19 protein-coding genes and 1 pseudogene are annotated in these 22071 nt (G+C 71.1%); 14 read left to right on the top strand and 6 right to left on the bottom strand.

The genetic code is table 11. The features are described 5' to 3' along the window. Nucleotides 1-73 precede the first annotated feature (73 nt). Together ACZ3X1_RS09920 and ACZ3X1_RS09915 are read right to left on the bottom strand one after the other, a co-directional pair. Nucleotides 74-979, bottom strand: coding sequence for a LysR family transcriptional regulator (locus ACZ3X1_RS09920; protein ID WP_030647232.1), 906 nt, complete (start codon nt 977-979; stop codon nt 74-76). 89 nt (nt 980-1068) lie between these two features. Then, nucleotides 1069-2712: a S1C family serine protease gene (locus ACZ3X1_RS09915; protein WP_467278329.1), complete on the bottom strand. Its 1644-nt coding sequence runs from the start codon at nt 2710-2712 to the stop codon at nt 1069-1071. 236 nt (nt 2713-2948) lie between these two features. Between ACZ3X1_RS09915 and ACZ3X1_RS09910 the strand changes: the two genes are divergently transcribed. The 3 genes and pseudogenes from ACZ3X1_RS09910 (at nt 2949) to ACZ3X1_RS09900 (ending at nt 5617) form a co-directional block, all read left to right on the top strand. Beyond that, nucleotides 2949-3737 (top strand): glycerophosphodiester phosphodiesterase, encoded by a 789-nt coding sequence (locus tag ACZ3X1_RS09910; RefSeq protein WP_467278586.1) that lies wholly within the window; start codon nt 2949-2951, stop codon nt 3735-3737. An 85-nt stretch (nt 3738-3822) separates the two neighbouring features. Next, nucleotides 3823-4424, top strand: a pseudogene (locus tag ACZ3X1_RS09905) (ATP-binding protein). A gap of 218 nt (nt 4425-4642) precedes the next feature. Continuing rightward, nucleotides 4643-5617 carry a DUF5926 family protein gene (locus ACZ3X1_RS09900; RefSeq protein WP_356811087.1) on the top strand — a complete coding sequence of 325 codons (975 nt, stop codon included), beginning with the start codon at nt 4643-4645 and terminating at the stop codon, nt 5615-5617. Nucleotides 5618-5800: 183 nt separating this feature from the next. Here ACZ3X1_RS09900 and ACZ3X1_RS09895 read toward each other — a convergent pair whose 3' ends face one another. Both ACZ3X1_RS09895 and ACZ3X1_RS09890 read right to left on the bottom strand, forming a co-directional pair. Beyond that, entirely contained in the window at nt 5801-6373 is a 573-nt protein-coding gene (locus tag ACZ3X1_RS09895; RefSeq protein WP_467278326.1) for a hypothetical protein, read from the bottom strand. A gap of 109 nt (nt 6374-6482) precedes the next feature. After that, the gene (locus ACZ3X1_RS09890; RefSeq protein WP_467278324.1) at nt 6483-7241 is read right to left on the bottom strand and encodes a bifunctional DNA primase/polymerase; all 759 of its coding nucleotides are present in this window, start codon (nt 7239-7241) and stop codon (nt 6483-6485) included. Nucleotides 7242-7650: 409 nt separating this feature from the next. Here ACZ3X1_RS09890 and ACZ3X1_RS09885 point away from each other — a divergent pair, with 409 nt between their 5' ends. Then, nucleotides 7651-9204 (top strand): PP2C family protein-serine/threonine phosphatase, encoded by a 1554-nt coding sequence (locus ACZ3X1_RS09885; RefSeq protein WP_467278322.1) that lies wholly within the window; start codon nt 7651-7653, stop codon nt 9202-9204. A 118-nt stretch (nt 9205-9322) separates the two neighbouring features. Further along, a complete protein-coding gene (locus tag ACZ3X1_RS09880) occupies nt 9323-10789 on the top strand; it encodes an aminopeptidase P family protein (protein ID WP_356811091.1) in 1467 nt (488 codons plus the stop codon). Between the two features lie 86 nt (nt 10790-10875). Here the strand turns inward: ACZ3X1_RS09880 and ACZ3X1_RS09875 are convergent, their stop codons facing one another. Further along, nucleotides 10876-11319 (bottom strand): ATP-binding protein, encoded by a 444-nt coding sequence (locus ACZ3X1_RS09875; RefSeq protein ID WP_467278319.1) that lies wholly within the window; start codon nt 11317-11319, stop codon nt 10876-10878. A 260-nt stretch (nt 11320-11579) separates the two neighbouring features. Here ACZ3X1_RS09875 and ACZ3X1_RS09870 point away from each other — a divergent pair, with 260 nt between their 5' ends. The 9 genes from ACZ3X1_RS09870 (at nt 11580) to ACZ3X1_RS09830 (ending at nt 21309) form a co-directional block, all read left to right on the top strand. Beyond that, nucleotides 11580-12404 (top strand): hypothetical protein, encoded by an 825-nt coding sequence (locus ACZ3X1_RS09870; RefSeq protein WP_467278317.1) that lies wholly within the window; start codon nt 11580-11582, stop codon nt 12402-12404. Nucleotides 12405-12514: 110 nt separating this feature from the next. Beyond that, on the top strand, nt 12515-13255 hold the full coding sequence (locus ACZ3X1_RS09865) for a YcnI family copper-binding membrane protein (RefSeq protein ID WP_467278314.1): 741 nt from the start codon (nt 12515-12517) through the stop codon (nt 13253-13255). Nucleotides 13256-13329: 74 nt separating this feature from the next. Next, nucleotides 13330-13986 carry an SCO family protein gene (locus tag ACZ3X1_RS09860; protein ID WP_467278312.1) on the top strand — a complete coding sequence of 219 codons (657 nt, stop codon included), beginning with the start codon at nt 13330-13332 and terminating at the stop codon, nt 13984-13986. Next, nucleotides 13983-14462: a copper chaperone PCu(A)C gene (locus ACZ3X1_RS09855; protein WP_467278310.1), complete on the top strand. Its 480-nt coding sequence runs from the start codon at nt 13983-13985 to the stop codon at nt 14460-14462. Before ACZ3X1_RS09860 ends, ACZ3X1_RS09855 begins: the two co-directional genes overlap by 4 nt. A 21-nt stretch (nt 14463-14483) precedes the next feature. Further along, nucleotides 14484-16439 (top strand): copper resistance CopC/CopD family protein, encoded by a 1956-nt coding sequence (locus ACZ3X1_RS09850; RefSeq protein ID WP_467278307.1) that lies wholly within the window; start codon nt 14484-14486, stop codon nt 16437-16439. Further along, the gene (gene efeB / locus ACZ3X1_RS09845) at nt 16436-17722 is read left to right on the top strand and encodes an iron uptake transporter deferrochelatase/peroxidase subunit (protein ID WP_467278582.1); all 1287 of its coding nucleotides are present in this window, start codon (nt 16436-16438) and stop codon (nt 17720-17722) included. The genes ACZ3X1_RS09850 and efeB overlap by 4 nt, the downstream gene beginning before the upstream one ends. Before the next feature lie 42 nt (nt 17723-17764). Then, nucleotides 17765-18700: a prephenate dehydratase gene (pheA, locus tag ACZ3X1_RS09840; protein ID WP_030026448.1), complete on the top strand. Its 936-nt coding sequence runs from the start codon at nt 17765-17767 to the stop codon at nt 18698-18700. 522 nt (nt 18701-19222) lie between these two features. After that, complete coding sequence (serS, locus tag ACZ3X1_RS09835; protein ID WP_356815349.1) at nt 19223-20500, top strand: serine--tRNA ligase; 1278 nt, start codon at nt 19223-19225, stop codon at nt 20498-20500. Continuing rightward, nucleotides 20497-21309: an HAD family hydrolase gene (locus ACZ3X1_RS09830; RefSeq protein ID WP_467278303.1), complete on the top strand. Its 813-nt coding sequence runs from the start codon at nt 20497-20499 to the stop codon at nt 21307-21309. Before serS ends, ACZ3X1_RS09830 begins: the two co-directional genes overlap by 4 nt. Before the next feature lie 138 nt (nt 21310-21447). Here the strand turns inward: ACZ3X1_RS09830 and ACZ3X1_RS09825 are convergent, their stop codons facing one another. Further along, on the bottom strand, nt 21448-21996 hold the full coding sequence (locus tag ACZ3X1_RS09825; RefSeq protein ID WP_356815347.1) for a hypothetical protein: 549 nt from the start codon (nt 21994-21996) through the stop codon (nt 21448-21450). Nucleotides 21997-22071: the final 75 nt, after the last annotated feature.

Raw genomic sequence — 22071 nt, 5'->3', positions numbered from 1 at the left:
AGCGTGCGGGCGTCGTTCCATCGCGTCCAACGACAGTTGTGACCGTAAAACCCAAGCAGCGTTTATGGATTGCTCAGCAGCCGACCCGGTTCGCGGCCACCTGCTTCAGCGCGTTCAGCACCACGGCCGTCGCAGGGATCCGCAGATGGTCCCTGTAGACGTACGCGGCGATGTGCCGGCGCGCGGCGGGCTGGAGCGCCCTTCCGCAGACCCGGTTCAGCGAGAGCGAGGGCAGGACCAGCGCGGGCATCATCGCCACGCCCAGACCCTGGGCCACCAGGCTCTGCACCACCAGGTTGTCGTCGGTGGCGAAGCGGATGTCGGGCACGAAGCCCAGCTCGGCGCACTCGTGCAGCAGGTTCGCCCGGCAGCGCGGGCAGCCCGCGATCCACCGTTCCTCGGCGAGGTCGGCCAGGTGCACGGCGCGGCGCCGGGCCAGCGGATGCCCGGTCGGCAGCAGCACCGTCAGCTGGTCCTCCAGCAGCCTGACCTCGGCGACCTCCTCCGGTATCTCCTCGTGCAGGCCGGGATAGGTGAAGGCCAGGGTGATGTCGCACTCACCGCGCTCCAGCCGGCGCAGCGACTCCGGAGGCTCTCCCTCCAGCAGTTCCACCTGTACGCCGGGATGGTCCTTGGCCAGGCCGCTCAGGGCTTCCGGGACGAGGGTGACGTTGGCGCTGGGGAAGCCGCACAGCCTGACGCGGCCGGTCCGCAGGCGCGCGTACGCCCGCAGCTGGGCCTCGGCGGCGGAGAGGTTGCCGAGGATGGTCTCGGCGTGCCGGGAAAGGGACTCACCGGCCTCGGTGAGCTGCATCTTGCGTCCCACGCGGGTGAACAACGGGGTGCCGACGGCGCGTTCGAGCGCCTTCATCTGCTGGGTGATGGCGGGCTGGGTGTAGCCCAGCACGCGGGCGGCCGCCGAGTACGAACCGGAGGCGACCACCGTGTGGAACGTCCGTATGTGCCGAGAATCGAACACCAGCGAAGCATAAGCGGACATTGGAGGGGCCGTGGGCGGAATCCCGCCCACGGCCCATCGTCGCCGGGCCACTGGCGTGGCCGGTGGTGCTACTTGTCGCCGACCCGTGAGCCGAGCGTGATGTCGACGGTGTTCGGCTTGCCGTCGCGCAGGTAGGTCAGCTTCACCGTGTCGCCGGGCTTGTACGTCCAGATCATGCTGATCAGGGTCGGGCCGCTGTCCACCGGCTTGCCGCCGAAGTCCGTGATGATGTCGCCCGGCTTGAGGCCCGCCTTGCCGGCCGGACCGTTGGGGTCGACGAGCTCGTTGGCGGCCGCGCCCTGGTCGGAAATCTTCGCGCCCTCGGCCTTGGCCTGGAGGTCCACGGAGACCGAGATCACCGGGTAGACCGGCTTGCCCGTCTTGATCAGCGATTCGGCCACGTTCTTGGCCTGGTTGATCGGGATGGCGAAGCCGAGGCCGATGGAGCCGGCCTGGCCGCCGCCGAAGCCGCCGTTCCCGGCCGACTGGATCGCGGAGTTGATGCCGATGACCGCGCCGCGGCCGTCGAGCAGCGGACCGCCGGAGTTGCCCGGGTTGATCGAAGCGTCCGTCTGCAGCGCGCTCATGTACGAGTTCTTGCTGCCGGTGCCGTCACCGGAGGCGACCGGGCGGTTCTTGGCGCTGACGATGCCGGTGGTGACCGTGTTGGACAGGCCGAACGGTGCGCCGATCGCGATCGTGGCGTCGCCCACCGCGACCTTGTCGGAGTCGCCGAGCGCCAGCGGCTTGAGGCCGGCCGGCGGGTTCTTCAGCTTGAGCACGGCGACGTCGTAGCCCTGGGCGCGGCCCACCACCTCGGCGTCGTACCGCTTGCCGTCGGAGAAGGTCGCGAAGAGCTTGCCGCCGTTCGCGGCGGAGGCCACCACGTGGTTGTTGGTGAGGATGTGGCCCTGCTGGTCGTAGACGAACCCGGTGCCGGTGCCGCCCTCGCCGTCGCCGGCCGAGGCCTCGATGGTGACCACGCTGGGCAGGGCGCCCGCGGCGAGTCCGGCGATGGAGCCGGCGTCGCGCTTGAGGTCCTTCGGGGTGTTGGTCGCGCTGATGGTGGTCGAGCCGCTGCCGTTGCTGCTGCGTTCGGCGGCCCAGTAGCCGACGCTTCCGCCGATGCCACCTGCGACGAGGGCCGCCACGAGCACGGCTGCGATCATGCCGCCCCTGCCCTTGGACTTGGGCCCGGGGGCGCCGTCGGCGGTCGGGTGGGCGCCCCAGACGGGGCCGCCGCCCGCACCGCCGGCGCCGTACGCCGGCACGGTGGGGGGCGGGGGCGGCCAGCCCTCCGCTCCGTACGCGGCCGTGGCGGGGGCCTGGGCATAGGGCTGGCCGTACCCGGGATCCTGGCCGTAGGCGGGCGCCTGGGCCGCGGGCGCGGGCGGGATCTGCTGGGTCGGCTCGGTGCCCGGCGCGGGCGTCGGCGGAAGCTGCTGGGTCACCTGCTCACCGGCGGGCGCCGGAGCGGCGGCGGGTGCCGCAGGCGGGGCGGCCGGGGCGGTGGGGGCAGTCGGGGCGGTGGGGGCAGTCGGGGCGGTGGGGGCAGTCGGGGCGGTGGGGGCAGTCGGGGCGGCGTCCTGCGGGGCGTGGTCCGGCCGCGGAGCGGGCGCGGGGGCCGCCGCCGTCTCGGAGCCCTGAGCAGGGGTTACGGACGGGGCCGCGGGGGGTGTGGGGGCCGCGGTGCCCTCGTTCTCGGTGCTCACAGCTCTCTCTCCTCGTCACACACAGCTGCAGAATCTGGCGATATCGATCCGGCTGAACGTTCGACGTGCCGTACAAGTTCCAGAGCAAAGCCTTTCCCATGCCCCGTCAGAGCACTGTAAGCCGGACCTGTGCATCTCCCCCCATTCTTTATGTCCGGCATTTCGGATGCACTCGCGGGGCCGGACCTGGACCGCCGGGGGGCTGACGGTGGCACCATGACCCGGTGACCCACGCAATGCCGCGCACCATCCAGGTCGTCGCCCACCGCGGCGCTTCGGAAGAAGCCCCCGAGCACACCCTGGCCGCCTACCGCAAGGCCATCGAGGACGGCGCCGACGCCCTCGAATGTGATGTCAGGCTCACCGCCGACGGTCATCTGGTCCTGGTCCACGACCGCCGGGTGAACCGCACCTCGAACGGCCGCGGCGCCGTCTCCGCCCTGGAGCTGGCCGATCTCGCCGCCCTGGACTTCGGCTCCTGGAAGGACCGCGAGGAGTCCCCCGACTGGGACGCGGACCCCGAGCGCACCTCCGTCCTCACCCTGGAACGCCTTCTGGAGCTGGTCGCGGACACCGGACGGCCGGTACAGCTCGCGATCGAGACGAAGCACCCGACCCGCTGGGCCGGACAGGTGGAGGAGCGCCTCCTGTTCCTCCTCAAGCGCTTCGGCCTGGACGCCCCGCCACCCGGCGGACCCCACCCTGTCCGGGTCATGAGCTTCTCCGCGCGCTCCCTACACCGGGTGCGGGCCGCCGCGCCGACGGTCCCGACCGTGTACCTGATGCAGTTCATCTCGCCCCGGATGCGCGACGGGCGGCTCCCGGCCGGGGTGACGATCGCCGGCCCCGGGATGCGGATCGTCCGCAACCATCCCGGCTTCATCCGCAAGCTCCAGGGCGCCGGTCATCCCGTGCATGTATGGACAGTGAACGAGCCGGAAGATGTTCAGCTCTGCGCTGATATGGGCGTGGAAGCGATCATCACGAACAGACCCCGCCAAGTTCTGTCCCAACTGGGGCGCTGACGTCCCCATTTGCGCAGTCGCCACCCCCGCCCCGCCGGTCACAGGGTGTGCTCCGGCGCATCCGCTCCGCATTCGACCGGCGCGAATGCGTCAGAGCGGCCCGCTTCGGCGGTTTCCGGTCCAGGCCAAGGGGGCATCCAGACCATGCGTGGGGCTAAGGAGGTTCCGGGGGTGGCGTTGGTGGTGGCACAAGAAGTGCCCACGTCGTCGTGCATGGACGTACGCCATGGTCCTGCGGGCGTGGGTGAGGCCAGGCACCGGATGCGCGAACAATTGCGTATCAGCGGGGTGGCCGAAACGGTCGTGGACGATGCCGTACTGATCCTTTCCGAACTGCTCAGCAACGCTTGCCGACACGGCAGGCCGCTGGGGGCGCGGGAAGTCGGGGACGGGGAGATACGCGCCGCATGGCGCGTCGACAGGGCGGGGCGGCTGACGGTCGAGGTCACGGACGGGGGTGGGCCGACGCGGCCTGTTCCTTCCACGCCCTCGGTCACCGCACGCGGCGGCCGGGGGCTGAACATCATCAGCGCCCTTGCCCAGGACTGGGGTGTCCGGGACGGAGCGGCAGGTGAGGTCACCGTCTGGGTGGTCGTCGCCTGTGGGCCCCGGCACGACGATTTCGCTACGCGCGTTGCGCCCCCGGCGATCGACTTCAGTACGGCATTCGACGATCTCGATGTCTGAACCCGTGGATCCGCAGCCCAGGACACCCGGGCGCCGGGATCCCTGACCGCACAACAGCTCGACATCAGCACAGCAGTACCGGTCATCCGTACAGGCGGCCGTCCGGGAGCGCACGCCGACCGTGCTCCCGGGCCGCACCCCACCGGTTCCGGCGGTACGAGCGGCTAGGCTCGCGCCCAGACACGACGCCGTACCGCCGCAACCGGGAGACACGCACGATGGCCAAGAAGCGCCCCGCAGCCAAGTCTGCAAAGCCGCAGCTCACCAACGGTGAGATCCCCGTTGTCGGCGCACGCGAGCCCTGCCCCTGCGGATCCGGGCGCCGCTACAAGGCCTGCCACGGCGCAGCCGCCGCGCACGCCGTCACCGAGCACGTCCAGCGCCCCTTCGAGGGCCTCCCGGGCGAGTGCGACTGGGTCGCGCTGCGCGAGCTGGTGCCCGCGGCCACCATCCCGCTGTCGCTGAAGGGCGGTCTGCCCGAGGGCGTCCCCTCCGTCACGCTGGTGACCGTACTGCCCATGGCCTGGCCGGCGCTGCGTCGCGAGGACGGGTCCGTCCTGCTCGGTCTGCAGAACGAGACGTCCACCGGGGACCTGAGCCGCGACATGGCCGACACCCTGGAGCGGGCGCTCGTGGCGGAGCCGGGAACTCCGGTCGCTGCCCGCCGGGTCCCCGCCGAGGGTCCCCGACTTCAGGATCTCCTGGACGCCGACGGCGGTTTCGAGCCGGTTGTTCACACCGGTTTCGAATTCTGGATTCCGGAATCCGAGGGCGGCCCGAACGCGTCCCCGGAGATCGCCGCCTCGCTGGAGCGCGCCAACGCGGCCGCCATCCCCACCGTCAAGCTGACCGGCGTAGACGCCGCCTACTGGTGCGAGACCCCGGACAAGAACCACCTGCGCTGGGTCATGCCGCACCCCGAGGAGAAGCTGCTCGACGCCCTCGCACGACTGCACGCGGCCGGCACGTCCTCGCTCGGCGAGGGCACGAAGCTCGTCGGGTCCTTCCGCGCCCACGGGCTGGTGGTCCCGGTCTGGGACCTGCCGACCGGAGTGACGGCCGACGACGTCGAGAAGCCGGCTGCGGAGTTCGCTGAGCGGCTGGCCAAGGCGCTTGCCGCGGACGCTCCGCTGACCCCGGAGGAGCGCCGGGCGCGCGGCGGTCTCACCAACCGCCAGGTGACCCTCAGCTGACACCCACGCGCATGCGCGGAGCCGGTGACCGGAGTCACAACTCCCGCTAATCGTCTGCAAATCGGTGTCTGAATATCAGAGATCGAATTTGCGAACAGGCGATCTCTTGTTACCGTTCTTGTAGCCCGGTCGCTGGTGCATCCCCCGTCGCCAGCGACCGGGCCCTTCCATTTAGGGCGGTACTCAACCGTCGCCCGGTGCCGGTGAGTTGCTTCCGGACCGCAAGAGCAGCTGCCCTTCATCATCCGGAACTGCAAACTCCGCAACTGCGGAGTAACTCTCCGGTTCTCCGGCCGAGTCCTCCTTGGGTGTCTCGCACAGACCGGGTTCGTCACCGGCACCGACCGCACAGGCGATCCGTACCGTGCGCCCGGCCGGCCCCATCACCGTCAGCACGACATCCAGCGCGCGGCCACTCGTGTTCCGGTAGTAACTCCTGCCCCACGTCCGGCCTTCGGCCACCAGCACGCACGTCTGCGCCTCCACTCCGTGGGGCGAGGACAGCTCGGGGCCGCAATGGGAATCCGTACGCGGCTGCTCCGCCGGGCCGGACCGCTCGGCCGTGGCGGGCGCCGCCGGGCGGGCAGCCGGCGCGGGGGCGGTTCGAGCGGGCTCCGAAAGACCGAGGGTCGTGAACAGACCGCCGCCCTTTCCGTCATCTTGACCGGCGAAATCAGGCCCGGCGATCGCGCCGGCGAGCGGGAGCGACAAGATGATCAGCACACCGGCGCCGATACCGATCAGGCGGAGATTCATTCGCCGAAGATAGCGACGGGGGAAAGGGGCGCGGAGATCCCCGCGCCCAATTCCCTTGGAAACTCGTCCCGCTGGCACCCGTACGAGTGACCCTGCGGGACCTCGCAGGTCAGTACGCGAGCCGACTGCCGCCGCCCGGCGCTCCGCTGCTCGCCTCGACCAACGCGTCCACGACCGCCTCGACGTCGGGCAGCCAGAGTTCGGTCGCCGAGGCCTGCGACGCCCGTGCGCCAGGGGACTTCGGATCCACCGGACGCGGGGGCACCGGACGCGGTTCGCGCTGCCAGCGCACTTGGCCGCCGCTGGAAGCGGCGGACGGCGGCAGCAGCAGGTAGCCGCCCTCGCCGTGGAACCGCAGCGAGGAGGGCACGTGGTCCTTCGCGTACAGGAGCTCCCCGAGCCGCTCCAGCGAGTACGGCGCCACGAGCACCGCCCAGCGGGTGGGCGTGGCGACGACCGGCCCGAGGCGCATGCCCTGCGCGTCGAGTCGTACGAGGGCCCGTGCGGCCGCACCGGCCGGAAGGCTCACCGCACACGGGGCGGATCCGCCGGTCGCCATCAGGACGGGTGCGGTGGGCCGGTTGGTCCACCACCAGGCCACCATCCGGGGGTCGGTGGAGGCTGCGAGCAGACCGGGATCGAAGGGATGTGCGCCGGGGACGGCGCAGTCGGGGTCGGGGCAGGCGCAGCGCGCACCGTCCGTACCGGACCGGCCTACCCCGGGCAGGACGGGCCACTGGAACGTGGTCGCGCAGGTGAGCGCCGCTTCGAGGAGAGAGGAAGTGCTGCCGCTCTGTACCCGGTCGGGGCGTAGGGATTGAAAGCGATCGCGGAGCCGCTGGAGACGCCTTCCGAGGATCTCGCGCATGAGCGCTCGTTCCTTTCCGTTGAACGCCGAGGGCCACATCACACCATGTAACCGGAAACTCACCACACGTACAGGTTTCGCGTCACTGTCCGCCAGAGGCAGGTTCACGCGGTTCGTGCAGTTTCTTACGGGTCCATCAAACGTCCGGCGGGGATGGAGCGCGACCCGCGCCGACTGCCGAGACCAGCTGCCGAGACCGACTGCCGCCGCTTAGGACGACGACCCGCGACCGAGCGGTTCCCGGTACGCCAACTGACCTCGGCCAACACCGAGTACGTACCCGAGCCCCCTGCGGAGCTCGTCCAGTCGACCTCAAAAACCGATCGCTTCCAGCTTTTTCCGGCCAAGTTCTAGCCTTGGCCCGACAGTGAGTTGCCGCCTCACGGACACCAGGATCCCCACCGGGGCAATGCTGGACATGCATCCATGTGTGCGTGTAGATGTGGATTCCTTGATGGCGGCGCAGCACGATCTGGGGGTTTGCGATGCTATTCGGCGAATCGCACCAGGTGGAAAGGCGGACGCCATGAGCGCCCCGCATCTGCCGAAAGTGGCTGGAATCGATCCAGCAGTCACCGCGTCACCGCACACTGCGGCACCCGCGCCCGCCCGGACCGCCCCCGCACCGGCCCCCGCGCCGGCCGCGGGCAGCCTCATCCAGGATCGCCTGGCGGGCATGGTCTCGGACCTCACCACCCTGCACGAGCTCACCGAACGTCTCGCCCGCGCAGGCGACCTCGACACCTCCCTCCACGAGTTCCTGCGCGCCGGAGCCGCACTCGTCGGCGCCCGCCGCGGCCTGATCGTCCTGGAGCCCTCCGACGGGCTCGGCCCCACCACCACGATCGGCCTCGGCCTCGGCCACGCCGAACTGGGCCACATCGAGACCGTGCCGCGCAGCGCGACCTCCTACGGGCGGATCCTCGACGGACTGCCCGACGCACAGGGCGGCTCCGAATTCCTCCCCGAACCGGACGCGCCCCCCGGCACCGGCGGATTCGCCGCCCCGGTGGACCCCCGCCACCGCGAGGTCGCCGCCCGCCTCGGCTACGCCGCCAGCTACGCGCTCCCGCTGACCGCCGAGGCCACCGGCCGGCTCGGCGCCGCAGTATGGCTCTACGACGAGCAGGCCGAGCCGAACGACCGCCAGCGCGAGCTGGCCGGGCTGTACGTGCGGCACGCCGCCGAACACCTGGCCCGGATGCTGGAGGTGGAACGATCCCGCACCCACTTGGCCACCGTCGCGGAGGAACTGCTGCCCAGCAGACTCCCCCGGATCCCCGGGGTGCAGCTCGCGGCCCGCCACCACACTGGACCGCGCGGCGGAGGCGACTGGTACGACGCGCTGCCGCTGCCCGAAGGCGCCCTGGGACTGGCCGTGGGATCCGTCACCGGAGCAGGCCCGAGCGCCGTCGCCGCCATGGGACGCCTGCGCGCGTCACTACGCGCCTACGCCGTCATGGAGGGCGAGGACCCCGTAGCCGTCCTGTCGGACCTGGAACTGCTGCTGCGGCTGACCGAGCCCGCCCGCTGCGCCACCGCGCTCTTCGCCCACTGCGAGCCCGCCGGAGGACCGCAGACCGACGGCCGGGGCAGCAAGATCATCCTGGCGGGGGCCGGACACACCCCGCCGCTCCTCATCGGCGAGCACCGCACGGAGTACGTCGAGACCTCGCTGTCCGCTCCCCTGGGCATGCTGTCCTGCTGGGAGGCGCCGAGCACGGAGATCGAACCCGCGCCCGGAGAAACGGTGCTGCTGTACACCGACGGGCTGCTGCGCCACACCGGCGACCCGACGGACCGGGCGTACGCGCGGCTCCACGCGGCAGCCGCAGGGGTGCCCCGCGCCGCGCGGGAGGACCCGGAGGCCCTGTGCGACCACATCCTGCGGACCGTGCTGCCCGACGGGCGGCCGGCCGACGCCCCTGAGGACATCGTGCTGCTCGCAGCCCGGTTCGAGTGATCCGCCGTGGGTCCCGGACCGTGACAACCCGCACGATCCGGACCACGCCTTCCCCGTACACGCATACGATGGATGAGGTCCACACCCAGGTCCGTACCGTCGTAGCTGAGGAGAAGACGTGGCTGACGAGCTCACCCCGGAGACCCCGGAAGAAGAGCAGCCCAAGAAGACGCACAAGCAGCGCAAGAACGGTCTGTACCCGGGCGTCAGCGACGAACTCGCCGAGAACATGCGCACCGGCTGGGCGGACACCGAGTTGCACGGTCTGGAGCCGATCGCGCAGGCCGCGCACACCGCTGCCCGGCGTGCGGCGCTGTCCGAGCGCTTCCCCGGTGAGCGCCTGGTCGTCCCCGCGGGGCGCCTGAAGACCCGCTCGAACGACACCGAGTACCCCTTCCGCGCCTCGACCGAGTACGCGTACCTCACCGGTGACCAGACCGAGAACGGCGTGCTGGTCCTGGAGCCGGCGGGCCCGACCGGGCACACCGCGACCATCTACCTGCTGCCGCGATCCGACCGGGAGAACGGCGAGTTCTGGCTGTCCGGCCAGGGCGAGCTGTGGGTCGGCCGCCGCCACTCCCTCACCGAGGCCGAGCAGCTCCTGGGCATCCCCGCCAAGGACGTCCGCGAACTCGCCGAGGCCCTCACCGAGGCCGAGGGCCCGGTGCGCAACGTGCGCGGCCACGACTCGGTCATCGAGTCGGCCCTCACCGACAAGGTGACCAAGGAGCGCGACGAGGAGCTGCGCGTCTACCTCTCCGAGGCCCGCGCCGTGAAGGACGAGTTCGAGATCGGCGAGCTGCAGAAGGCCGTCGACTCCACCGTCCGCGGTTTCGAGGACGTCGTGAAGGTCCTCGACAAGGCCGAGGCCACGTCCGAGCGCTACATCGAGGGCACCTTCTTCCTGCGCGCCCGCGTCGAGGGCAACGACGTCGGCTACGGCTCGATCTGCGCCGCCGGCCCGCACGCCTGCACCCTGCACTGGGTCCGCAACGACGGCGACGTCCGCTCCGGCGACCTGCTGCTGCTCGACGCCGGTGTGGAGACCCACTCCCTCTACACCGCCGACGTCACGCGCACGCTGCCGATCAGCGGCACGTACACCGACATCCAGCGCAAGATCTACGACGCGGTCTACGAGTCCCAGGAAGCCGGCATCGCCGCGGTGAAGCCGGGTGCGAAGTTCCGCGACTTCCACGACGCCTCCCAGCACGTGCTGGCCGAGAAGCTCGTCGAATGGGGTCTGCTGGAGGGTCCGGTCGAGCGGGTGCTGGAGCTCGGCCTGCAGCGCCGCTGGACCCTGCACGGCACCGGCCACATGCTCGGCATGGACGTCCACGACTGCGCCGCCGCGCGCACCGAGGCGTACGTGGAGGGGACGCTGGAGCCGGGCATGTGCCTCACCGTCGAGCCGGGTCTCTATTTCCAGGCCGATGACCTGACCGTGCCCGAGGAGTACCGGGGCATCGGCGTCCGGATCGAGGACGACATCCTCGTCACCGAGGACGGCAACCGGAACCTGTCGGCCGGGCTGCCCCGCACCTCGACCGACGTCGAGGCCTGGATGGCGCGCCTGAAGGGCTGACGTCCGCACGACCGGCATCGCCCCGAGGACCGGCGCCGGAGGTGCCGGTGGGCGGGATCCCGAACGGGATCCCGCCCACCGGCGTTCTACGACGCCTTCTGCAGCGCGTCGTCGCGCCACTTCAGCATCTTGTCGAAGCTCACCACGGCGCCGCGGCCCGGCCGGTTGCGGAAACGGACGTGGTCGGACAGCTCGGCGATCAGGTGCAGGCCCCGGCCGTGCTCGGCCAGAGCGGGTCTGCAACGGGCCACCGTGGCGGGCGGGAACCCCGGACCGGAGTCGGTCACCTCGATACGGCAGCAGTCCCCGTCCAGATAGGCCGTGACGTGGTACGCCTCGGTCTCGTCCGGGATGTCGCCGCCCCCGCCGTGCTCGACCGCGTTCGCACAGGCCTCGCTCAGCGCCACCGAGAGATCGAAGGAGATGTCCGGGTCCACCCCCGCGGTCTCCATCGTCCCCAGCAGCAGTCGCCTGGCGAGCGGCACGCTCGCGGCGTCGCGCCTCAAGTGGAGAGACCACCAGATGCTCATACGGGTACCTATTGCCGCCCGCGAGGGCCCGTAAGCGCCCTTGGGCCGTACGGGACCTCATTGCGCCCGTCCGGCGGATGCGGCTCGCCCACAGGGCGGTGTATGCGTCGGCATGCGGCCCGTACCGCGCCGGCGGGAGGGCCGGACCACATCCGCAGCGGGACCGGACCTGTCGGGACCCCCTTCGCAGAGCGGGCTCATGCGGACCTTCCGGACCTGCCGTATGGAGGACATCAGCGCAGTGCGATGATGACCCGGCCATGTCTGACCCCCACGCGACGCACGCCGGAGCCGGCCTCCGGCTGATCCGGGCCGCGGTGTTCACCGCGGTCTGTGTCGTGCTGTCCGCGTCCGGGCACGCCCTGGCCTCCTGCGCCACCGTGCCCTGGTGGTCCCTGTGCATCGGCTTCCTCGCCGTCTTCGCGGTGGCTGCCCCGCTCGCGGGACGCCGCCGGACCCTGCCCGGGCTCGCCGCCGGGCTCGCCGCCGGACAGCTCTCCCTGCACGCGCTGTTCGGTCTCGGCCAGCACAGCACCGCGGCCGCTCAGGGCCCGGGGGGCGCGTCAGACGGCTCGCTCGCGGAACTCGCCGCCCGGTTGGTGTGCGGGGGCAACTCCGTCCCGCTGAGCCCCGCCGACGCCCGCCGGATCCTGGAGGCCGCAGGCCTGGACCCGGCCGCCCTGACAGCACAGGCCGGGCAGGTCGCGGAGCAGGGCCACGGGGCGCACGCCCACGCGGCCCGGGCCGTCACCACCGCACCCGAGACCGGTCTGTTCAGCCCGGCCATGCTGCTGGGGCACCTGCTGGCCGCGCTCGTCGCCGGCTGGTTGCTCGGCCGCGGCGACGCCGCGCTCTTCCGGCTCGTCGAACTGTCCCGGCTCACCACCGAGGCGGCCCGGGTCCGCCCGCTGCGCGCCGCACTGGCCTTCGTCCGGGCCCTCGGCACCGGACTCGGCGCGCCGGCCCGCACCCCGCGGACCGGTCGCCGGACCGAAGACGACCACGCGGCCCTCACGGGCCGGGAGGCACTCCAGCACACGGTGGTCCGCCGTGGGCCGCCCGCGGCGTTCGCCCTCGCAGCCTGACGCGGCACCCGCCTCCCCGGGACACACATCGGGGGCACCGGTGCCGCGCACTCCGCGCGCGCCCGTGCGCGGAGCAACCGCCACCACTGCTTCCGTGGAGTGTTTCTGCCATGAAGACCTCTCGCGTCTCCTTCGCCGCCGCCCTCGCCGCCGGCTCCGTGCTCGTCCTCTCCGGCACCGCCTTCGCGCACGTCGGCGTGCAGCCGGTCGGCGAGGCCGCCAAGGGCGGGTACGCGACGCTCAACTTCAAGGTCCCCAACGAGCGCGACAACGCCTCGACCACTCAGCTCGAGGTCAACTTCCCCGTCGACCAGCCCCTCACGTCCGTCATGCCGCAGGACGTCCCCGGCTGGACCGTGAACGTCGAGAAGACGAAGCTCGACAAGCCGCTGGCCGTGCACGGCAAGCAGGTCAACGAGGTCGTCACCAAGGTGACCTGGTCCGGCGGAAAGATCGGCCCGGGCATGTTCCAGCAGTTCCCGGTCTCCGTCGGCAAGCTCCCCGAGAACGCCGACCAGATGGTCTTCAAGGCGATCCAGACCTACGACAACAACGAGGTCGTGCGCTGGATCGAAGAGGCCAAGGAAGGCGCCGCGGAGCCGCAGACCCCGGCACCGGTGCTGAAGCTGACCGCCGCGAAGGGCGACGACCACCACGCCGGCGCCAAGACCGACGGGGCGAAGAACGCGGAGAAGGATGCGGAGAAGGGCGTCGATGCCGGACACGGCCACGACAAGGCCGCCGACGACCACGGCTCCGACACCACTGCGCGCGCCCTCGGCATCGCGGGCATCGTCATCGGACTCGGCGGTGTCGCCTTCGGCGTCGCATCGCGCCGACGCTCCGTCTGACCTGCCACGCCCCGGGGCGCTGTCGCTCGTACCGCCCAGCATCCCTACATCCCCGATCCCAGGGACATCTCTCCATGCGCACCACACGTACGACGGCTGCCGCGCTCCTCGCCGCGGCCGTACTGACCCTTACCGCCTGCGGCGACGCTGAACCCGTCAAGAGCAGCGGGGTCACCCAGATCGCCGGCGGTCAGAGCGGCGGCAAGGCCGCCACCGTTCTGGACCGCCCCTTCAACAAGCCGGAGCTCGTCCTGACGGACACCACCGGCAAGCCGTGGAACCTCCGCGAGCAGACCAAGGGCAAGCCGACGCTCATTTACTTCGGCTACACCAACTGCCCCGACGTGTGCCCGCTGACGATGAGCAACATCGCCGTCGCCAAGAAGAACCTCCCGAAGGAGGACCAGGACAACCTCCGGGTCGTCTTCGTCACCACGGACCCCGAACGGGACACCCCCGAGTCCCTCGGCTCCTGGCTCAAGGCGCAGGACCCGTCCTTCATCGGACTCACCGGGGACTTCGCGACCATCCAGGCCGCCGCCCGAACCCTCGGCATCGGCATCGATCCCGCCAAGAAGGAGGCCGACGGCGGCGTCGTCTCCATGCACGGCGCGCAGGTCATCGCGTTCTCGCCCAAGACCGACGAGGGCTACGTCCTCTACGGCGAGGGCACGACCGTCGACAACTACGCCAAGGACCTGCCGAAGCTCATCAAGGGGGAGAACCCGTGAACACCCGCACCATCCGCACCCTCGCCGCCGCCCTCTCCCTGACGTCAGCGCTCGCCATATCCGGCTGCTCCGGCGCCAGCGAGCCGCAGATGACCGTCAGCGGCGCCTTCATGCCGCAGCCGGTCAACGACAAGATGGCCGGAGCCTTCATGGTCATCAGCAACCCCACCGAGACCCCCGACAAGCTCACCGGTGCCACCTCCCCGCTCTCCGACGACCTCCAGATCCACGAGACCATGGACCAGAAGATGCAGCAGGTCCAGTCGATGGACGTGCCGGCGGACGGCGAGCTCCGGCTGGAGCGCGGCGGCAACCACATCATGTTCATGGGGCTCAAGAGCACTCCCAAGGTCGGCGACAAGGTCACCGTCGAGCTCCGCTTCGAGAAGGCCGGCTCCGTCAAGGTCGAGCTGGACGTGAAGGAACGCACGTACAACGCGCAGGCCCCGACATCGACGGCCCACAGCGGCCACTGACGGACCGAGGACTGACACGCCATGACGGCCGCCGCCCCCGCCCCCTCCACGGCCCGCGCCCGTGCCACGGCATTGCTGCCACGGCTCGCGCTGGTCCTCGCAGCCCTGCTGGCGACCCTGTTCACCGCGGCCACACCGGCCACGGCGCACGCCGCACTCACCGCGAGCGACCCCACGGACGGGGCGGTGGTCGCCACGGCGCCCGCCCAGGTCACCCTCTCCTTTTCGGAGCAGGTCGCCATGGGCGACGACTCGATCCGCGTCCTTGACCCCCAGGGCAGGCGGGTGGACACCGGTGAGCTCCGCGACATGTGCAGCGGGAACACCGTCCGCTACGGCACCGCCCTGCACTCCGGCCTGCCCAACGGCACTTACACCGTCGCCTGGCAGGCCGTCTCCGCCGACAGCCACCCGATCTCCGGCGCGTTCACCTTCTCCATCGGCGCGCCTTCGGCCACCGAGGTCTCCCTCCCCACCACGACGGCGGGCGGCGGACCGGTCGGGATCGCCTACGGCATCACCCGCTACGCCGCCTACGCCGGCTTCACCGTTCTGGTGGGCGGCGCGGCCTTCATCCTGCTGTGCTGGCGCCGGGGCGCCGCGGAGCGGCCGCTCCAGAAGCTCGTCGTGCGGGCGTGGGTGACCCTGACCGCCGCCACCCTGGCGATGCTGGTGCTCCGGACTCCGTACACAGGGTCCGGCCGGTTCGCCGACGCCTTCGACCTGGACGGGCTCAGGGCGGTCCTGGAGACCAAGACGGGCGCGTCGCTCGTGTCCCGTCTGCTCCTGCTGGGCGCGGCCGCCCTCTTCGTCGCGGTCCTCTTCGGGGTGTACGCACGCCGCCAGCTGAACCCCGGGGGCGCGGAAGAGGACAAGGACACAGGCGACCTCACCTTCGGCCTCGCCATCGGCGGCGCCGTGGTCGCCGGCGGCATCGCTGCCACCTGGGCCCTCTCCGAGCACGCGTCCACCGGTATCCAGCCCGGCCTCGCCATGCCGGCCGACATCCTGCACATGCTGGCCGTCGCCACCTGGCTCGGCGGGCTCTCCGCGCTGCTCGTCGCCCTGCACCAGGTCCCCGGGATCGAGCGCCGGGCGGTGCAGCGGTTCTCCCGGGTCGCCTTCGTCAGCGTCGTGGTCCTGGCCGTCACCGGCGTCTACCAGGCCTGGCGTCAGACCGGCAGCTGGCCCGCCCTCACGGGTACCGAGTACGGGCGGCTGCTGATCCTCAAGGTCGCCCTGGTCGCTGTCCTCCTCGGCGTCGCCCACCTGTCCCGCAAGTGGACCGCCCGGCTCGCGCAGGCTCCGGAGGCCCCAGACGAGGCTGCCTCGGAGGCGGGCGGGCAGGCGGCCGCGGGCGTCGATGTTTCACGTGAAACATCGCCCGTCGCCGCGACCGTCCCCGCGGACCCGGAGCGTGCCGCCCAGCTCGCCCGGCAGCGTGCCGCCCTGGAGAGCGCACGCGAGAAGCGGGCGCGTGACGCGGACCCGGGCCGTGCCGGTCTGCGGCGCTCGGTCCTGGTAGAGGCGGCGATCGCCGTGGTCCTGCTCGTCGTGACCACTGTCCTGACGAGCACCGAGCCCGGGCGCGCCGTCGAGCAGGAGGTGGCCCGCGGCTCCACCGCGGTCCCCGACCGCGCGGTGAAGATCACCCTGCCGTTCGACACCGGCGGCCAGAACGGCAAGGGGTCGGTCCGGCTCGAACTCGATCCGGGCCGGGTCGGCGCCAACACCCTGCACCTCTGGGCGGACAGGGGCGACGGACAGCCCTTCGACCTCCCCGAGATCAAGGTCGCGTTCACCCTGCCGGCCAAGGACATCGGCCCCCTGCCGGTCGTGCCCGACCAGGCCGCCCCCGGGCACTGGACCGCATCCGGCGTGCAACTGCCGCTCGCCGGCGAATGGCGCATCGACGTGACCGTCCGTACGTCCGACATCGACCAGACCACCGTCCAGAAGACCGTGAAGATCGGCTGACCAGCGTGACCGAGAGCAACCCCGACATCGAGATCTCCCGGCGCCGGCTGCTGGGCACCGTCGGCGCCGCGGGCGCCGCCGGACTGGCCCTCGGCGGCGCGAGCGGCGCCCTCGCGCACTCCGCGCTCGCCGGCTCCGGGCGCGGCTCCGCCCCCGGAGCGGCCGGGAACCTCTCCTCCCTCGGAGCCACCCAGGTAGCGTTCCACGGGGACCATCAGGCCGGCATCACCACACCCCTCCAGGCCAAGGGGCACGTCGTCGCCTTCGATCTGGCCCCGGGAGCGGGCCGCACCGAGGCTGCCGCGCTGCTGCGACGCTGGTCCGACACCGCACGGCGGCTCATGGCGGGCGAGACCGCCCCGACCGCCGACAGCGGTATCGCCCTCGACGCCGGGCCGTCCTCCCTCACCGTCACCTTCGGGTTCGGGCACTCCTTCTTCGAGCGCACGGGCCTCAGCGCCCGCCGGCCCACCGCCCTCGACCCGCTGCCCGACTTCTCGTCCGACCGGCTCGACGCCCAGCGCAGCAACGGCGACCTGTGGGTCCAGATCGGCGCGAACGACGGACTCGTCGCCTTCCACGCCCTGCGCGCACTCCAGAAGGACGCCGGGGACGCCGCGCGCGTCCGCTGGCAGATGAACGGTTTCAACCGGTCCCCCGGTGCCACCGGCACGCCGATGACCGCCCGCAACCTCATGGGCCAGGTCGACGGCACCGGCAACCCCAAGCCCTCCGAGCCCGACTTCGACAAGCGGATCTTCGTACCCGCGGCGGGTCCGGGGCCCGCGGAGCACGCCTGGATGGGCGGGGGCTCGTACGCCGTCGTGCGGCGCATCCGGATGCTCCTCGACGACTGGGACAAGCAGTCCCTCGCGCAGCAGGAGCAGGTCATCGGCCGGACGAAGGCCACCGGCGCCCCGCTGACGGGTGGTGGGGAGACCACCGAGATGGCGCTCGACAAGATCGGCGCCGACGGCAAGCCCGTCATCCCGTCCAACGCCCACGCCCGTATCTCGGCCCCTGAGCAGAACGGCGGGGCGGCCATGCTGCGGCGTCCCTTCTCCTTCCATGACGGGATCGGCCCCGACGGCGCTCCCGACGCGGGGCTGCTGTTCATCTGCTGGCAGGCCGACCCGCTGCGCGGGTTCGTGCCCGTACAGCGCAAGCTCGACCGCGGCGACGCGCTGTCGGCGTTCATCCGGCACGAATCGAGCGGGCTGTACGCGGTTCCGCCCGGCCCGCGCAGCGGCGAGTACGTGGGCCAGCGGCTGCTCGAAGGGTGAACAGCACCGCGGTGGCCGGCACCCCGGCATTAGGCTGATCGCATGTCAGCCACCCGCTTCACGTATCTCGGTCCCGAGGGCACCTTCACGGAGGCCGCCCTGCGCACCCTGCCGGAAGCCGCGACCCGGGAACTCGTCCCGATGGTGTCGGTCCCGGCTGCCCTGGACGCCGTGCGGGGCGGCGAGGCAGCGGCCGCGCTCGTCCCGATCGAGAACTCGGTGGAGGGCGGGGTCACGGCCACCCTCGACGAGCTGGCTTCGGGCGAGCCGCTGATGATCTACCGCGAGGTGCTGCTGCCCATCGCGTTCGCCCTGCTCGTACGGCCGGGGACCGCCCTGTCGGACGTGAAGACCGTCACCGGGCACCCGGTCGCCCAGCCCCAGGTACGGAACTGGCTGCGGGCTAACCTGCCCGATGCGGTGTGGGAGTCGGCGGCGTCGAACGCCGACGGTGCCCGGCTGGTCCAGGAGGGGCGTTTCGACGCCGCCTTCGCGGGCGAGTTCGCCGCCGCCACCTACGGCCTGGTCCCGCTGGTCACCGAGATCCACGACGCGGAGAACGCCGAGACGCGGTTCGTGCTGGTGGGGCGCCCCGCGCGGCCGGCCGCACCGACGGGCGCGGACAAGACGTCCGTGGTGCTGTGGCTCGGCGACGACCATCCCGGTGCGCTGCTGGAGCTCCTCCAGGAGTTCGCGGTCCGCGGGGTGAACCTGATGCTGATCCAGTCCCGTCCGACCGGACAGGGCATCGGCAACTACTGCTTCGCCGTCGACGCGGAGGGCCACATCTCGGACCGGCGGGTCAGCGAGGCGCTCATGGGTCTCAAGCGGACCTGTCCGCAGGTCCGCTTCCTCGGCTCCTACCCGCGTGCCGGTGTCGCTCAGAGTGACGTCCGCTCTCCGCGGGCCGGAACCTCCGATGGCGACTTCACGGCCGCCTCCGACTGGTTGGCGCGCTGCCTCGACGGCCGGGCGTAGCACCGTCCCTTGTCCACAGAGTTATCCACAGGCAGAGATGCGGACCTGGGGACAAGTCGACAGAGCGGCGCGACAGGTCGACATATCGGTCTGGGAGTCAGGTTTCACGCGGGGAAGCGGTAGGTGAACGCCGTCACCTCCGCATAGCCGTTCAACTCTTTGGAGCGAGTCATTCCCACCCGAATGAGTGTGTGAGGGTGGTTTGGACCCTGATTCGCCTCGGACATCCGCCGATCAGGAATGATCTATTCCTGTGTCCACAGAGGCAACCCACAGCCTGTGGATAAGCTCCGGACGGTCACAATTCCTGTGGACAAGAACCCTCTCCCGTCCTGCTCAGGGTCCGCCCCGGAGCCGGCAGTGTGCCCCATTTCGGGGAATGGGCCCGCTTTTATTGACACCCCGAGAAGAGTCACTTCCGGTCAGCGATCAAGACTTATCTATTCGTTGCAATTGGGACATAGCGACACGCAGCGTGATATCGGTGTGATCCCAGGAAGCCCAGCCCGGTAGCCTGGTGGGGTGATTGACCTCCGGCTGCTCCGTGAAGACCCTGACCGTGTCCGCGCCTCGCAGCGCGCTCGTGGAGAGGACGTCGAACTCGTCGACGCCCTGCTCTCCGCGGACGAGCGCCGCAGGTCCTCCGGCATGCGCTTCGACGAACTGCGCAATGAGCAGAAGTCGCTCGGCAAGCTCATCCCGAAGGCCTCCCCGGAGGAGCGGGCGGAACTGCTGAAGAAGGCCGAGCAGCTCAAGCAGGACGTCAAGGCCGCCGAGGCCGAGCAGAACGAGGCCGACGAAGCCGCCAAGCGCCTTCTGCTCCAGCTCGGCAACATCGTCCACGAGGACGTGCCGGTCGGCGGCGAGGAGGACTTCACCGTCCTGGAGACGCACGGCACCATCCGCGATTTCGCCGCCGAGGGCTTCGAGCCCAAGGACCACCTGGAACTCGGCGAACTGCTGGGCGCCATCGACGTCGAGCGCGGCGCCAAGGTCTCGGGCTCGCGGTTCTACTACCTGACCGGTGTCGGCGCCCTGCTGGAGCTGGCGCTGGTCAACGCCGCCATCGCCCAGGCCACCGAGGCCGGTTTCATCCCGATGCTGACCCCGGCGCTGGTCCGCCCGCGAGCCATGGAGGGCACCGGCTTCCTCGGCCAGGCCGCCGAGAACGTCTACCACCTGGAGAAGGACGACTACTACCTGGTCGGCACCTCCGAGGTCCCGCTCGCCGCGTACCACATGGACGAGATCATCGAGGGCGACAAGCTGCCGCTGCGGTACGCCGGCTTCTCCCCGTGCTTCCGTCGTGAGGCAGGGACGTACGGCAAGGACACCCGCGGCATCTTCCGCGTTCACCAGTTCGACAAGGTCGAGATGTTCTCGTACGTCGCGCCGGAGGACGCCGAGGCCGAGCACCAGCGGCTCCTGGAATGGGAGAAGCAGTGGCTGACCAGCCTGGAGCTGCCGTTCCAGGTGATCGACGTCGCCACCGGTGACCTGGGCGCCTCCGCCTCGCGCAAGTTCGACTGCGAGGCGTGGATCCCCACCCAGGGCAAGTACCGCGAGCTGACCTCCGCGTCGAATTGCGACAGCTTCCAGGCCCGCCGCCTGTCGATCCGCTACCGCGACGGCAAGAAGACCCAGCCGCTGTCCACGCTGAACGGCACCCTGTGCGCGGTGCCGCGCACGATCGTCGCCATCCTCGAGAACCACCAGCTGGCCGACGGTTCCGTGCGGGTGCCCCAGGCGCTCCGTCCGTACCTCGGCGGTCGCGAGGTCCTGGAGCCGATCAACAAGTGAGCCCGGCCCCGTTCCCGTACAAACTCGTCGCTACCGACCTCGACGGCACGCTGCTGCGTGGCGACGACACCGTCTCGGAACGCACCCGTGAAGCGCTCGCCGCGGCCACCGCGGCGGGCGCGGCCCACATCATCGTCACCGGCCGCGCGGTGCCCTGGACCCGGCACGTACTGGACGATCTCGGCTACAAGGGGATCGCCGTCTGCGGACAAGGGGCCCAGGTCTACGACGCGGGTGCGCACCGGCTGCTGACCTCGGTGACGCTGGACCGGCAGCTGGCCGGGCTGGCGCTCTCGAAGCTGGAGGCAGAGGTCGGTCCGCTGGCCCTCGCCGCCAGCCGGGACGGGGTCGACGGGGAAGTCCTGGCCGGGCCCGGCTACCAGGTGCAGGAGGGCCTTCCGGCCCTCTACCTGGAGGACACCGCCACGGTGTGGACTGCTCCGCTCAACAAGCTCTACATCCAGCACCCGGAGCTGGACGACGACCAGCTCGTCAAGGTGGCCCGGGGGGCCGTGGGCAGCCTGGTCGACGTGGTCATGGCGGGTCCCGGCATAGTCGAGATACTGCCCCTGGGCCTGACGAAGGCCACCGGCCTGTCCCTAGCCGCGCGCCGGCTCGGGGTGAAGGCGGCGGAGACGATCGCCTTCGGCGACATGCCGAACGACATCCCGATGTTCGGCTGGGCCGCTCGCGGAGTGGCCATGGCCAATGCGCATCCGGAGCTCAAGGCGGTGGCCGACGAGGTGACGACCTCCAACGAGGAGGACGGGATCGCGGTCGTGCTGGAGCGTCTGATGGGCGCCGCATAGCGCGCAGGACGTACGAGAGGTCCGGGGCAGCCCGCGCCAGAAGGCGCGCTCGAAGTGGCTGCCCCGGACCTTTTGTTGCTCCCCGCACGACTCACTCTGCCCCGGCCGCATGGCCCCTTACCAGCGAATTTCCGCGCATCAGCCGTGAACCCGGCGGCGCCTCCAGTAGGCGACGGCGAGCACGCCCAGCAACGGCCCCCACAACAGCAGTGGTGCGTAGCTCAGGTTGAAGATCCACAGGGCGAGTCCGGTGGGCGCGTCGGGGTTCGCGGCGTTGACCTCGTTCCACGTCACGGCGCCGAGGCAGGTGATGGCGGTGAGCGCGAGTGCGCCCAGCGCTGCGGGAACCACCGCCACCAGCGGGTGGATCCGGCGGCCGCCCAGCAGGGGGAGCCGGCGGGGCAGCTCCTCGCCCCAGCGCCGGACCAGACCGAGGCTCAACAGGCCCAGGGCTTCCTGCAGGCCGGTGACGAGGACGAGGACCAGGGATTCCCGGCCCGGGTAGTACGAATGGTGCAGATCGCTGCCCGGACCCCAGCCCATGGGGACGCCGGCCGCGATCGCGAGCCGCCACACACAGCTGGGGAGGACGGTCAGCGAGGCGAGCGTGGCCAGCCGGCGCAGCCACGGGGAGACCCCGGGTACGGCGTCCAGTGCCCGTGCGGCGGATGTGGCGGTCGGTGTCATCGTCCAAGTCCTGTCCGGGAGGGTGGGTTTGGCGGCTCCAGCCTCGTCGGCCCCCGCTGCGCGAGCCATCCGCCG

The sequence above is a fragment of the Streptomyces sp. NPDC023541 genome, from assembly GCF_055559995.1.
The sequence above is the reverse complement of the archived record's forward strand: the minus strand, read 5'-3'. Positions and strand labels throughout refer to the sequence as shown.